Here is a 13243-nt window from a genome sequence, read left to right on the forward strand (position 1 = left end):
TTTGAGCAAGAGATCCGATCAATAATTTTGATGTATAGAGGTCATGATGCGTACCATTTCCTGTTTTACTTCTTTTAGGTTGTCAAAAAAATTATTATTCATAAACGAGAAGACGTAGCGTTTGCCAGTCGCACCAAGCAGAAATCCACTTTGAGCATACACGCTGTTGATCGTACCCGTTTTGGCCCAGACAAAAGGTTTGCCATTTGAAAGGGAATATAAATTGCGTAATGTGCCGCTGGATCGCCCAGCCGGAAATAAGCGAAGCAGCTCTTCTTCCGAACCAGCATTTTTCTGGATCATGAGCAGCAACTCGACCATGCTTCTAGGCGTTACTTTGTTGTAGAATGACAAGCCGCTACCATCATGCAGATCGATCTTGTCGGTGAATAAGGAATAATATGTGGTAGCCATATATTCGCGCATCCGCGCCGCATTGAACTGGTTAAACATCAGAAACGACGCGGTATAGCAAAGCTGTTCTGCTAAGAAATTGTCACTGTAAAGCATCATCTCTCGCAATAATCTTTTCGTGGACATAGAATACACATACTCCACATCAGAAGGCATGCTGTAATCCGCAAGCACCGTGATCGGTCGATGCAAAGTATCTTGCAACAAAGTTACGAACAGATCCGAACTATAGATAAAGGGCTTCTCGGCTGCAAAGCCCGAACGAACGCGATAGCTCGTCGCATCGTAATAATTCTGGTGGGGGTGTCGAATAATATCAAAGCCGCCAATACCTGGTTTTACGCTGATGTTGGCTTCGAAATAGCGCGGAGTTGCACGCAACTGTCCGCGTACGTTTTTAAACTGAACGGTATTGCCATAAATGGGAAAGCTACTAATATCGGGTTGAAAATCATTCTGATAATCTTCTGCTGCCCAACCATCTCGATAAGCTGGCTCAAGTACAGGAGCAGGTGCATAGAACAATTTATGAGGTGTTTTCGAGAGAAAATTATATACTTTTCGGGTATCCAATTTGCGGTGCAAAAAAGTAGGGTCGCCTGTTCCCCAGAATATCAGCGAATCACCGCGCACTACATAAGCCAAGCCCGGAATGGAATCGCCTAGGTGCTGCAAACATTGCAACAGTGTAAACACTTTGGTATTGGAGGCCGGCGTAAAATGCACTTGCTGATTCACGCCGTATACAAAGCGCTGCTCTTCTATATCATACAACGAGAAACCGTGTAAATGCTGCTGGAGCACAGCAGATTCTTGAAATAGCTTTTGAATGGACTCATCCTGTTGTGTGTGGGCAAGTTGCTGCACCGACAACAGGAGCATAAGTAGAAACCATCTAATCATAAACGTAAACATACAGAAAAAACAATTTACTGCTTCTACCTGTTCTTTTAATGAACAACAAAAAAAGGAGATTATTATGAGTACACAAGATCATGTAAACAAAGACCCTAAATCGGCGGAAGATAAAGAGCCTAAAAAAGCACAGGAAAAGACTGAATCTGGAAAAGGTGATGGATATGTACCACCAACGCCCGAAGTACCATCTGCACAAAATTCACGAGAGCATAACGGGCCGATTACCAATAAAAATCCAGGCGGCAGACGAGAATAGTATAATTATTCAAAGAATATCTAAGGCGGATAAATTCAATTTTTCCGCCTTCTTTTATTGAATAGCATTGACATCGGCAAACACGAGCCAGAATTGATATCTTTGTCCCGTAAAACATACTCATGGCAAATACATCGCAGACCTTTCATCACAATAACAGACATCTTGACGGATACGATTTTAAAAAATTATTTAAGGCAGAACCTGCGTTAATTGAGCATGTCGTAACTACTCCACGTGGCACCCAATCTATTGATTTTAAAAATCCGGAATCAGTGTTCATGTTAAATAAAGCATTATTAGCAGCCTATTATCAGGTTAAAGGTTGGAAATTGGTCGCCAACAGCCTGTGCCCGCCGATTCCAGGCCGTGCCGATTACTTACATTATTTGGCGGATTTGATTCCTGATAAAAAACCAATGCGTGTTTTGGATATTGGGACTGGTTCTAGCCTAATATATCCTTTGTTGGGTGCGTCCTTATTTCCGTGGAGCTTTGTAGCAACAGATACCCATGCGCCATCTCTTGATAATGCATATGAAATTTTGGAGGCTAATCCCGAATTGAAAAAAAGAATTTTACTGCGTCATCAACCAGATACAGCACAGATTCTAAAAGGAATTATTCGGCCAAATGACAATTTTGATGCGATCATCTGCAATCCTCCCTTCTACAGCTCCCGCGAGCAGCACTGGAATAAAGTGATCAATAAGAATGAGAAATTGCATAAAGGAAAAACCTTGCCGGTACAGAATTTTGGAGGTTTAGCCAATGAGTTATGGCGTGAAGGTGGTGAGAAGGCATTCGTTACCCAATTGATTTACGATAGCTTGGAGTACAAAGATCAATTAAAGTGGTGTACGGCATTAGTAGCGGATAAAGATCACTTGAAACCGCTGATATCGGTTTTAGAATATCATAAAGTGCCCCAGATCGAGATAATCCCGATGCAACAAGGGCAGAAAATTTCAAGACTACTTGCTTGGCGCGTACGCTAAGCAAGTAACTGCGCATCAAATTAGTTGCCTAATTCCGACATAAATTTGATGCGCATTAACTGAATTTCTTCGTACGTATAATCGACTTCGCCCAGCTCGTCCAGCGCACTTTTCACGGTATCGATATCTGCTGACAGAAAATATTCGTATACCTCATCTTGACGATCCTGATCGATCATTTCATCCACGAAATACGAGATATTGAGTTTTGTACCGGAGTTAACGATCGATTCTACCTCTCGCAACATATCTTCGTAACTAATACCTTTGGATGATGCGATATCATCCAGCCCAATTTTTCGGTCGATATTTTGAATAATCGATACCTTTAGGGCTGATCTGTTGGCTGTACTTTTGATCACCAAATCCTGTGGCCGATCTATCCCATTATCATCCACATACTTTCGGATCAGATCTGCGAAAGGCGCACCAAACTTAACGGCCTTTCCACTTCCTACACCATGAATTTGCTTTAGTTCATCGATCGTGATCGGATAATGCGTACACATCTCATCCAATGAAGGATCTTGGAAGATCACAAATGGAGGCAACGATTTTTGTTTCGCGATCTTCTTACGCAAATCTTTCAACAACTGTAGTAAGGCCGTATCTAACGCACTATTAGCGGAATTCACCAAACCCATGGCAGTTCCCGAAGAATCCGCGGCTTCTATCGGCTTATTGAGTACAAACTTCATCGGGTATGGATTTACCAAATATTTACTCCCCGAATCCGTCAATATCAATAATCCGTAGTGATCAATATCCTTTTTAATAAAATCTGCTAATTCCGCCTGTCGGATCAACGATTTCCAATAGATAACACCTTGCTCTTTTCCCGTACCGAAAAGCGGATGTAGATCATGCTTGTAGGAAGAAACCGGTTGATTATTCTGTCCCATCAACACATTAATGATGTGATGATCGTCGAATTTATCGCCTTGCTCCTTGATAAAGCCCAACACTTGCAATATCGGCGCTTCTGCGTCCAGATATGTGCGTGCAGATCGGCAGTTATCGCACATATTATTGCAACCGGTCTCATCAAAAGACTCACCAAAGTAATGCAAAATTTGTTTTCTTCGGCAAACAGCAGATTCCGAATAATCAATGACTTCTTTGAGGATCTGCGTACCAATCTCCCGTTCGGCTACGGGCTTATCTTTCATAAACTTGGTCAGCTTCTCTATATCTTTTTCAGAATAAAATGCGACACAAACTCCCTCTCCACCATCTCGGCCAGCACGACCAGTTTCCTGATAATAGCCTTCCATGGATTTTGGAATATCATGGTGAATGACGAAACGAACATCCGGCTTGTCGATTCCCATACCGAACGCAATTGTTGCCACAATGACTTCCACATCTTCCATCAGGAATCTATCCTGCGTATCAGCACGCACTTTAGCGTCCAGACCTGCATGATACGGTAATGCTTTGATGCCATTAATATTTAAGACTTCCGCAATTTCTTCCACCTTCTTCCGGCTCAAGCAGTATACAATTCCTGTTTTGCCGGCGTTGTTGCGAATAAAGCGCACTATTTCCTTGACCACGTCGCGTTTCGGGCGTACTTCGTAATATAAATTAGTGCGGTTAAATGACGATTTAAACAACGCAGCATCGTTCATTTGCAAGTTTTTGCGGATATCCGACTGCACTTTGGGCGTTGCCGTGGCGGTTAATGCAATGATTGGTATGCCTTCGCCAATACCATTGATAACTTGTCTAATCTTACGATATTCTGGCCGGAAATCATGTCCCCACTCCGAAATACAATGCGCTTCATCCACCGCCACAAAAGAGACGGTAATATTGCGCAAAAACTGGATATTATCTTCTTTTCCTAACGATTCGGGAGCTACATACAACATCTTGGTTTTGCCTGATACTACATCCTCCTTTACGCGTGCAATGTCGCTTTTGGTTAAGGAAGAATTCAAGAAGTGTGCAATGCTATCACTCCCACCAAAAGCTCGTAACTGATCGACTTGATTTTTCATCAGAGCGATTAATGGGGAGATGACAATAGCAGTTCCTTGACTCATCAAGGCAGGAAGTTGATAACAAATAGATTTACCACCACCCGTTGGCATGATGACAAATGTATCTTTCTTGTTTAAAACATTCGTAATAATCGCTTCTTGATCACCTTTGAACGTATCAAACCCAAAAAATTCTTGCAAGTTATCAAATAGTGATTTTTCTATATCCATAGAATTTGATGAAATATATAGATGTGTGAAAGCACGACAAAACCATGCGTGCATGTCCCAAATACTGTTATATAAAATTACAGATTTTTTGGTGAAAACCAATACGAAAGAGCAAATGGATATTGTGCAAAAGATCATCTGTAGGATCGATCGCCCATTGGTGTAGCCAACGGCAGATAAGATATCTATACAAGTGAAGCGTGCTCAAAGTGTAATATTTATATATGTAAAGGCGGAAAAAATACAATTTACCAACTCAAAAAGATACTTTTGGTCTAAGAATTGAAGTAGGATACGTAAAACAACTAGTTAAGATGAAGAAAATAAGCAGTGTAATTGTAGCGTTAGTAGCCCTTGTCGGACTGACTTCTATGTCATTGGTACAAGGCACATTTAATTTCAACACGGAGACGCATGACTTCGGTAAGATTCCACACAACAAGCCTGCGTCGTATGAATTTACTTTCACTAACAGCGGTGATTCACCTATTATCATCTCGGAAGTAAGACCTACTTGCGGATGTTCGGTAGCAGATTTCACAAAAGCGCCTGTTAAACCAGGTGATACTGGAGCCATCAACGTGACTTATGATGCGAGCGTGAAAGGTCCATTTACAAAATCATTCATCGTAAAATCCAACACCAATACACCGGTGAAAAATTTAACGATTAAAGGCAACGTAGAATAGATTAAGCTATTCACACAAAATACTGTAAAAAGCTACTCTTGTAATGGGAGTAGCTTTTTTTTGCTCCAAACGCAAGGCAGGAATTTAGTAACTTAGCGCAAAATTAAATAGTACTATGCCAACTATATCATCGCGCGGGCATCAGATGCCCGCTTCTCCCATCCGAAAACTGACGCCATTTGCCGATCAAGCAAAGAAAGAAGGTAAAAAAATCTATCACCTAAACATCGGTCAGCCTGATATCAAGACACCTGCCGGAATGCTGCAAGCAATCCGCGATATTGACTTTGATGTGTGGGCGTATACGCCTTCGGAAGGTACAAGCACATATCGCAACAAGTTGGTAGAATACTACAACAAGTTGGACTACAATGTGAGCGCGAATCAGATCTTGGTAACCAATGGTGGATCAGAAGCGATCTCCATTGCCATGCAGGCCTGCTTAAATCCGGGTGATGAACTCATTATTCCAGAGCCGTTCTACGCCAACTACAATGGTTTTGCTTGCCCAGCCGATGTGGTGATCCAACCAATTATGTCGCACATCGAAGATGGATTTGCTTTGCCAAGTATTGCGGCCTTTGAGAAAGTCATCAACGACAAAACCAAAGCAATCGTCATTTGTAATCCTAACAATCCGACCGGTTACTTATATTCTCGTGAAGAGCTGGAAGCATTGAAAGCACTATGTCTGAAATACGATTTATATCTTTTTGCGGACGAGGCATATCGCGAATTCTGCTACGATGGTAAAGAATTCATCTCACCGATGCATTTGGAAGGATTAGAAAATCATGTCGTGATTTTCGATACTGTTTCTAAGCGTTACTCCGCTTGTGGTGCGCGTTTGGGCTGTTTGATTACCAAAAACACCGAATTGTATCAAATTGCTTTGAAGTTTGCACAAGCGCGTCTATCTCCTCCTGCGGTAGCACAGATTGCAGCTACTGCCGCGGTAGATACACCGCAAAGTTACTTTGATGAGGTTTTGGAAGAATATACGGAAAGAAGAGATCTATTGGTAGCAGGATTAAACGCATTACCAGGCGTGTATTGTCCTAACCCAGGTGGCGCATTTTATGTGGTAGCTCGTTTTCCAATTGACAATTCTGATAAATTCTGTCAATGGATGCTAGAATCGTTTGAACATGAAAATGAGACGGTGATGATGGCCCCGGCGGCAGGTTTCTACAGCTCGAGTGATGCGGGACAAAACGAAGTTCGTTTGGCCTATGTATTACATACTGACGAGTTAAAGAAAGCCTTAGTTTGTTTGGAAAAAGCGTTAGCCGCTTATCCCGGAAGAACGACCACATCAGCATAACTGAGCTTTTCATAAAAAAGATCTGAAGATCCTGTTGAATTCATTATTCAACAGAATCTTCTGGTTTTAGCAGTTCTTCCGTGAGTATGCGTTTTATAATACGCAAGCGATGCGTGTACGTTTTCAATCCGCTATGGTAAACACCCGTAGTGTCTATACGATCGATGCGCACAGATCCCGAAGCATGCAAAATAGTTTCCTTATTCAACAAGATTCCGACATGCGTGATATGCCCTTCTTCATTATCAAAAAATGCCAAGTCACCGGCATTTGCTTCTTGCAAAAAATCTACAATATCTCCTTGAGAGGCTTGCTGAGAAGCATCTCGGTAAAGCGAGATCGCGAAATGGCGATAAATCAATTGCATCAAGCCGGAGCAATCCACGCCAAAGCGACTGCGGCCGCCCCACAAATAGGGAGCTCCTAGATAATAGTCCGTGAGTTTCGGAAATTCCGCTGTAAAATCGAACATAGTCGGTTTGCGCAATGATCCTTCGATTCGGCAAGCTGTTCCATCCAAGGTCAGTTGTTCTGCACTTGGCAAAACACACCCATGCAATAACGGAAATGGTTTTTTATCGCCAATACGCACCACAGCATCGGCTACGTCGACAATATGAAAATCGCTAGAGCTTTCTGCTATCGTGGCATATTGACCGCGTTGAATCCAGCCTTCGTAGGCAGGATCGGCACATTTGATCATGATCCATTCCGTTCGTTCTTCTAAAATGGTGAAATATTCTCCAAAAAGTAGTTGAGACACTTGCTCACTACGATGCGAAGGTTCCGATCGAAGCGGAATAACGGATAGATTACAAACGGCCTGTCTTTTCATTACGGCAAGTTACTGGTATTTTCTGAGTACTTCATAGGATGATTTTCGATAAAATTGGGATATTTTCAACAGCATCAAAACAAACAAACTATCTGATCGGTTGTGTCATTAAGAACATAACTAAAGCTACTTAGGTAATGGAAAACAAATTTGAGAGAATACTAATCGCATTGGACGACAGTCCGTGTTCTGAGAAAGCAGTGGAATATGCAAAGCAACTGGTTAATGGATGGCAATCTACTCTGGCTCTGTTAACTGTAACGCCGGTAACGGCACCGGCCAATTTTGGTGCAGATCCATTATTGGGCCAACAGCCGATCGTGGTGCCCGAAGTTTCTGAAGTGCAGCAAAATGCGGCAGAACGACGTTTGGAAGGCTTGCGCAGTCAGTTTTCTGGAGCAAAAGAGGTACGGATATTCAATACGATTGGTACCGTGCGCGATGAAATATTGACCACAGCAGACGAATGGCAAGCTGACCTCATTATTATGGGCACAAATGGACGGACAGGATTCGACCATTTCTTATCTGGATCTGTGGCAGAATCTGTGATTCGCAAATCAAAATGCCCGGTATTAGTTGTACCTGCACATGATGATCAGGAAGAGGATTAGGATCCTATCCTAGACTTTTTGAAACTGAGCAATGTACATGGAATCTGCCTGCTCACCGTAACCAAGCAAGTGCTCTTGCTTGATAAGCTGCAGACCTAGATCCTGTTGTATATAAGAAGTAATCGCTTCATTTTCTTCCGCAAATACGGAACAGGTAATATAAACAAACTGTCCTCCTGACTTCAAAAATGGGAGGGCAGTTTTTGTTATGTCGCGTTGCAAATCGGTAAATCGAGTTAAAGACTTAGCGTCAAATTGCACCATCATTTCAGGTGTACGCCCCCAAGTTCCTGAACCGCTGCATGGCGCATCGACTAAAATCCCATCGAATTCTTCGCCTTGCATGAGGTAAGTTACAGGTTTCGACAAATCCAAAATCTTCTGACGGTAATCACTTGGTCGAAATCCAGCTTGATCAAAACGTTCTTCCAGATTACGTAATATCGTAAATCGCACATCCGACACCAGCAGTTGGATATCCCGGCAATGATCTAACATCATGAGTGATTTGCCACCCGAAGCGGCACAGCAATCCCACCATTGTTCTCCAGCTTGCAGTTGCAGCGCAGATTCTGTACGCTGTGAAGAAAGATCCTGCACTTCATACATACCTGCTATTTCGCGGATGCTTGCTACATTAAATCCATTGGGAAAGGCAATGGTTTGCTTGCCTATATGCTCGTGTACTACATTAGCAGCTTTCAAAACGTTTAACACTTCTGTGAGCTTCGCACGTTTCACGCGAATATATAACTTAGGCTGCACGAAGAGACTTGGAACAAATTCAGCTGCTTCAACCGCAGACGATAATTGCGCTAAGGCTGGAAAAACATCCTGCAAAAATTTGCCGTAACGCTCTTCAACCAACGCGATTTTTTTCGTCACGGATTTAACGATCTCCGCATTCCAAGAGGGGTATCGAACCGATACCACATCACTTTGTTGTTCGCAAAGAAACTCTGCTACAACCAACTTTTCTTCGATATCTAAATCCGTAAATGCACCTCCAAGTCGGAAATAATTGTAGCACAACCGTGACGTAATACGGCGATCTGTCGATCCCATTTGTCGGTTCGCTTTGTAGAACTTCGTGAGAAACCGCGATAGTGGCTCTCCGTATTGATAACTTTCCAACACCTTGACGGCATTCCGGATTTGATGCATGACGCGTTTTTCCAGCATATTCTATTCTTATCGAGCTTGAAATTGCCCGAAGCGGTACTCCATCAGGCTTACGCCAAAATTCACATAACCCCAACGGTCATTACGATTGAATTTGTAGTTGCTGTACAAACCTTCAAAAGTTTCCTTATTGATATACTCCGCATAATCTGATCCATATTTTTGCAACAAATTACCAAAATATCGACCCGAATCATATCCTTTATAGGCATGATCAGAGGGTTCTATGCCGTATGCATTTTTATACGACGATTGGAAATCGCGCGTAGCACGGGACAATGGATTCAAATGACTTTCAGAAGAAATGACCGGACGGTAGAAGGTAAAGTTGCTGTACGAACTAAAATCTACACGACTCCAAAGTGGATGACCGTACAAACGGAACTCCAAATTATCTGACATGGAGCGCTCATCCATCACATTTAATAATGCTTTGAGCTGATTTCTATCGGTCGTACCGCTAACGATATGGTACACCGCGCGCGAACTCAATTTGTCGTTCAGTTCTGAGGGTGATGATACCGAAATAACCTCTGCATAGGGTAAGCGTTCTTTGATATCAGCCGGAAAACCTTGGATAAATTGCTGATGATCACTGTTAGCCGAATTATAAATTAGAATAACATCGCCTTCTTTGTAGTTTTTGGTCAACTCGGCAGATATGGCGCGCATGTGAATACTGATCGGCGGTGTTACGGATACCAAATTCGGCAGGTTGAATTCTGTCGGCATGGTTGCCGCCAAAGGATTGACTTGCAATACCCGATTATTAGGGTTCACGCTTGCGCTGAATGCTTTGATTTCGGCCGGATAAACTGGGCCAACGATCAAAGTTGCATCTTTGATTTCTTGAGATTGTGCAAGATTGGCGTTATGGCCGGCATTATCTCTGGAATCCAACACTTGTAATTCTACACGCTTGTTTGATTTAGCTGTTTGCTCCAAGCCCATCTGAAACCCTTGGTAGAAATCAAGCGCTAAGGCAGAGCGCTTGACATCTTCTTCCGAGAGAGCGCTAGACGCTACACGATCCAACTGAAATGGTAAAACCAACGCAATCGTTCCGCCCGGATACATTTTTGCTTTGCTAGATAGCACTACATCAGCATCTCGCGACTTATCTTCACGACCTGCTTCCGGCTGATCTTTGGTACCATCTACCTTACCCGTTGTTTGTCCGGGTGCTCGTAAAACGCCTGTTGTCGTTTTTGGCGAACAAGATGACACCGCCAAGGCGGCTGCAAAAAAACCTATTAGATAAGTACACTTCATTTTTCTTTATTTTATTCCCACTCTATCGTTGCGGGTGGTTTTGAACTAATATCGTATACTACGCGGTTGATTCCTTTCACGTGGTTGATAATCTCATTGGAAATCTTTGCTAACAGATCGTACGGCAAATGAATCCAATCTGCCGTCATTCCATCCAAAGAACCCACAGCGCGCAAAGCGACTACATGCTCGTAGGTACGCTCGTCGCCCATGACACCAACAGATTGTACTGGCAAGAAAATCGTGCCCGCTTGCCAGATTTTGTCATACCATCCTGACTCACGAAGATTCCGAATGTAGATGTCATCAGCTTCTTGCAAAATCCGTACCTTTTCCTCCGTCACATCGCCTAAAATACGAATACCGAATCCAGGACCTGGGAATGGATGTCTGCCTAAGATCGTAGGATCTACTTCCAATGTCTTTCCGACACGCCTTACCTCATCTTTAAATAAGGTTCTCAATGGTTCGATGACATTCAGTTTCATATAATCTGGCAATCCGCCCACATTGTGGTGCGATTTGATCGTAGCCGAAGGGCCATTCACAGATATCGATTCGATAACGTCTGGATAGATCGTACCTTGACCCAACCATTTCGCTTCTACGCCTTCTGGCAACTCGGCCTGAATTTGCTTTGCAGCATCATCAAATACATCAATGAAAGAAGCTCCAATGATTTTACGCTTTTGCTCTGGATCAGATACACCAGCAAGTTTGCTATAAAATTGATCTTTGGCATTGACGCCTTTAATATTTAATCCCATGTGCTCGTATGAATCTAGCACTTCTTGGAATTCATTTTTGCGTAATAACCCGTGATCCACGAAGAAACAGTGCAATTTGTCGCCGATAGCATGATGTAGCAATACGGCAGCTACCGTAGAATCCACACCGCCAGATAGCGCCATGATGACGTGATCATCACCTAACTGTGTTTTCAGATCTTCAATAGTCATCTCGACGAACGCATCAGCGGTCCAATCTTGTGTACATCCACAGATATTTACCACAAAATTCTTCACCAATACTTGACCATCTGTACTATGCGTTACCTCTGGGTGAAATTGAATACCATACGTACGTGTACCTTCAATGTGATACGCTGCTACACGCACTTTGTCGGTACTAGCAATTACCCGAAAAGTAGAAGGCACCTCTTTAATCGTATCTCCATGCGACATCCACACTTGTGATTGCGTTGGGATGCCCGTCATCAAAGGATTTTCCTGATCTACAAATAACAAGTTTGCTCTTCCGTATTCTCTGATTTCGGAAGGCAATACCTCTCCGCCAGAATGTTGAGCCAGATATTGGGCACCATAACAAACACCTAATACAGGATAATCCCGCATCATGGCAGAATAATCTACTTGTGGTGCATCTTCCTGACGAACGGAATATGGACTACCTGAAAAAATGATACCTTTAACCGTCTCATCGAAGGCAGGAATGTTATTAAAAGGATGAATTTCACAATATACGTTCAATTCGCGCACGCGACGCGCGATCAACTGCGTATATTGTGACCCAAAATCGAGGATAATAATTTTTTCTGACATGACGCAAAGTTACATATTCAGGATGATTTTTACACGGCGAAATCTTCTTACCTTAGCTTTTACACTATTCTTAATAAATAGACATGAAATTTGGCAGCGTTACAGACCCATCATCCATCGATTTTTCCTTACCCAAAACACCTTCAGCTACGCTGGAATTACTAAAAAAGCATCAGTCTGATGAGCCTTTTGAAGTATATGTGGGCTGCGCCAAATGGAACAAGAAAGAATTGAAAGGATTTTATCCGAGAGGTACTAAAGATGAATTGGCCTATTATGCGACGAAGTTTAATTCGATCGAATTGAATGCCACGTTTTACAACTCTCCGTCCAAAGAGCAGGTAGAAACTTGGAAAGGTAAAACAGGTAAGGATTTCAAATTTTTTCCAAAAATACCACAATCCATTAGTCACTATGGCCGCCTGCTGAATACCGATGAAAAGGTAAAAGCATTTGTCGACTCGGCGGTACTATTCGAGGACAAGTTGGGCATGGCATTTCTACAGATGCACGATAACTATAAGCCCAAAGATTTTGACCGATTGGAATCCTTTCTAGAAAACTTCCCTGCTGGATATCCCCTCGCTATTGAAGTGCGCAACGAAGGTTGGTTTGCGGATAAAGAGGTCGCCGAGCGTTATTTCGCTTTGCTAGAGAAAACAGATAAAACCAACATCCTTGTGGATACCGCCGGACGGCGAGATTTATTGCACATGCGACTCACCACGCCTGTTGCCTTTGTACGTTATGTGGGTGCCAATGTTCCGTCGGATTACACGCGCTTGGACGAATGGGTGGAGCGCATCGGCGAATGGAGAGAAGCAGGTTTACAAAAGTTGTATTTCTTCATTCACCAAAATATGGAGGAAGCATCCCCACTCCTAGCCGATCATTTTATCCAATTGATGAATAAATCGTTTGGCTTGAATTTGAAATTACCAAATGGTGACAAATTATTTTAAA

The 13243-nt window shown here is 42.7% G+C and carries 12 protein-coding genes; 6 read left to right on the forward strand and 6 right to left on the reverse strand.

What is annotated here, in order from left to right; translation table 11 throughout:
* Positions 1–18 precede the first annotated feature (18 nt).
* Positions 19–1317 carry a D-alanyl-D-alanine carboxypeptidase gene (locus tag AC3IRT_RS10835; protein WP_489393267.1) on the reverse strand — a complete coding sequence of 433 codons (1299 nt, stop codon included), beginning with the start codon at positions 1315–1317 and terminating at the stop codon, positions 19–21.
* A gap of 76 nt (positions 1318–1393) precedes the next feature.
* Here AC3IRT_RS10835 and AC3IRT_RS10840 point away from each other — a divergent pair, with 76 nt between their 5' ends.
* Together AC3IRT_RS10840 and rlmF are read left to right on the forward strand one after the other, a co-directional pair.
* Complete coding sequence (locus AC3IRT_RS10840) at positions 1394–1588, forward strand: hypothetical protein (RefSeq protein ID WP_489393268.1); 195 nt, start codon at positions 1394–1396, stop codon at positions 1586–1588.
* 122 nt (positions 1589–1710) lie between these two features.
* Positions 1711–2586, forward strand: coding sequence for a 23S rRNA (adenine(1618)-N(6))-methyltransferase RlmF (gene rlmF, locus AC3IRT_RS10845; protein WP_489393269.1), 876 nt, complete (start codon positions 1711–1713; stop codon positions 2584–2586).
* Between the two features lie 20 nt (positions 2587–2606).
* Here rlmF and recQ read toward each other — a convergent pair whose 3' ends face one another.
* On the reverse strand, positions 2607–4802 hold the full coding sequence (recQ, locus tag AC3IRT_RS10850; protein WP_489393270.1) for a DNA helicase RecQ: 2196 nt from the start codon (positions 4800–4802) through the stop codon (positions 2607–2609).
* A gap of 314 nt (positions 4803–5116) precedes the next feature.
* On the opposite strand from recQ, the gene AC3IRT_RS10855 reads away from it, so the two are divergent.
* Positions 5117–5491: a DUF1573 domain-containing protein gene (locus AC3IRT_RS10855; protein WP_489393271.1), complete on the forward strand. Its 375-nt coding sequence runs from the start codon at positions 5117–5119 to the stop codon at positions 5489–5491.
* Between the two features lie 115 nt (positions 5492–5606).
* Positions 5607–6815, forward strand: coding sequence for a pyridoxal phosphate-dependent aminotransferase (locus AC3IRT_RS10860; RefSeq protein ID WP_489393272.1), 1209 nt, complete (start codon positions 5607–5609; stop codon positions 6813–6815).
* Positions 6816–6858: 43 nt separating this feature from the next.
* Here AC3IRT_RS10860 and AC3IRT_RS10865 read toward each other — a convergent pair whose 3' ends face one another.
* The gene (locus tag AC3IRT_RS10865; RefSeq protein WP_489393273.1) at positions 6859–7650 is read right to left on the reverse strand and encodes a C40 family peptidase; all 792 of its coding nucleotides are present in this window, start codon (positions 7648–7650) and stop codon (positions 6859–6861) included.
* A 137-nt stretch (positions 7651–7787) separates the two neighbouring features.
* Here AC3IRT_RS10865 and AC3IRT_RS10870 point away from each other — a divergent pair, with 137 nt between their 5' ends.
* The gene (locus AC3IRT_RS10870) at positions 7788–8264 is read left to right on the forward strand and encodes a universal stress protein (protein ID WP_489393274.1); all 477 of its coding nucleotides are present in this window, start codon (positions 7788–7790) and stop codon (positions 8262–8264) included.
* Positions 8265–8273: 9 nt separating this feature from the next.
* Here the strand turns inward: AC3IRT_RS10870 and AC3IRT_RS10875 are convergent, their stop codons facing one another.
* Genes AC3IRT_RS10875 through guaA form a run of 3 tightly spaced genes read right to left on the reverse strand, consistent with a single transcriptional unit; the run spans position 8274 to position 12280 of the window.
* On the reverse strand, positions 8274–9446 hold the full coding sequence (locus AC3IRT_RS10875) for an RsmB/NOP family class I SAM-dependent RNA methyltransferase (protein ID WP_489393275.1): 1173 nt from the start codon (positions 9444–9446) through the stop codon (positions 8274–8276).
* Positions 9447–9455: 9 nt separating this feature from the next.
* Positions 9456–10718 carry an ABC transporter substrate-binding protein gene (locus AC3IRT_RS10880; RefSeq protein ID WP_489393276.1) on the reverse strand — a complete coding sequence of 421 codons (1263 nt, stop codon included), beginning with the start codon at positions 10716–10718 and terminating at the stop codon, positions 9456–9458.
* An 11-nt stretch (positions 10719–10729) separates the two neighbouring features.
* The gene (gene guaA / locus AC3IRT_RS10885; RefSeq protein ID WP_489393277.1) at positions 10730–12280 is read right to left on the reverse strand and encodes a glutamine-hydrolyzing GMP synthase; all 1551 of its coding nucleotides are present in this window, start codon (positions 12278–12280) and stop codon (positions 10730–10732) included.
* An 83-nt stretch (positions 12281–12363) separates the two neighbouring features.
* On the opposite strand from guaA, the gene AC3IRT_RS10890 reads away from it, so the two are divergent.
* Entirely contained in the window at positions 12364–13242 is an 879-nt protein-coding gene (locus AC3IRT_RS10890; RefSeq protein WP_489393278.1) for a DUF72 domain-containing protein, read from the forward strand.
* Position 13243 lies beyond the last annotated feature (1 nt).

The sequence above is a fragment of the Sphingobacterium sp. KH_072 genome (genome assembly GCF_057837975.1).

Excerpts from the sequence above, each read along its gene's own strand:
- AC3IRT_RS10835 (WP_489393267.1), bottom strand. The coding sequence starts at position 1,317 with ATGATTAGATGGTTTCTACTTATGCTCCTGTTGTCGGTGCAGCAACTT.
- AC3IRT_RS10840 (WP_489393268.1), top strand. The coding sequence starts at position 1,394 with ATGAGTACACAAGATCATGTAAACAAAGACCCTAAATCGGCGGAAGAT.
- rlmF (WP_489393269.1), top strand. The coding sequence starts at position 1,711 with ATGGCAAATACATCGCAGACCTTTCATCACAATAACAGACATCTTGAC.
- recQ (WP_489393270.1), bottom strand. The coding sequence starts at position 4,802 with ATGGATATAGAAAAATCACTATTTGATAACTTGCAAGAATTTTTTGGG.
- AC3IRT_RS10855 (WP_489393271.1), top strand. The coding sequence starts at position 5,117 with ATGAAGAAAATAAGCAGTGTAATTGTAGCGTTAGTAGCCCTTGTCGGA.
- AC3IRT_RS10860 (WP_489393272.1), top strand. The coding sequence starts at position 5,607 with ATGCCAACTATATCATCGCGCGGGCATCAGATGCCCGCTTCTCCCATC.
- AC3IRT_RS10865 (WP_489393273.1), bottom strand. The coding sequence starts at position 7,650 with ATGAAAAGACAGGCCGTTTGTAATCTATCCGTTATTCCGCTTCGATCG.
- AC3IRT_RS10870 (WP_489393274.1), top strand. The coding sequence starts at position 7,788 with ATGGAAAACAAATTTGAGAGAATACTAATCGCATTGGACGACAGTCCG.
- AC3IRT_RS10875 (WP_489393275.1), bottom strand. The coding sequence starts at position 9,446 with ATGCTGGAAAAACGCGTCATGCATCAAATCCGGAATGCCGTCAAGGTG.
- AC3IRT_RS10880 (WP_489393276.1), bottom strand. The coding sequence starts at position 10,718 with ATGAAGTGTACTTATCTAATAGGTTTTTTTGCAGCCGCCTTGGCGGTG.
- guaA (WP_489393277.1), bottom strand. The coding sequence starts at position 12,280 with ATGTCAGAAAAAATTATTATCCTCGATTTTGGGTCACAATATACGCAG.
- AC3IRT_RS10890 (WP_489393278.1), top strand. The coding sequence starts at position 12,364 with ATGAAATTTGGCAGCGTTACAGACCCATCATCCATCGATTTTTCCTTA.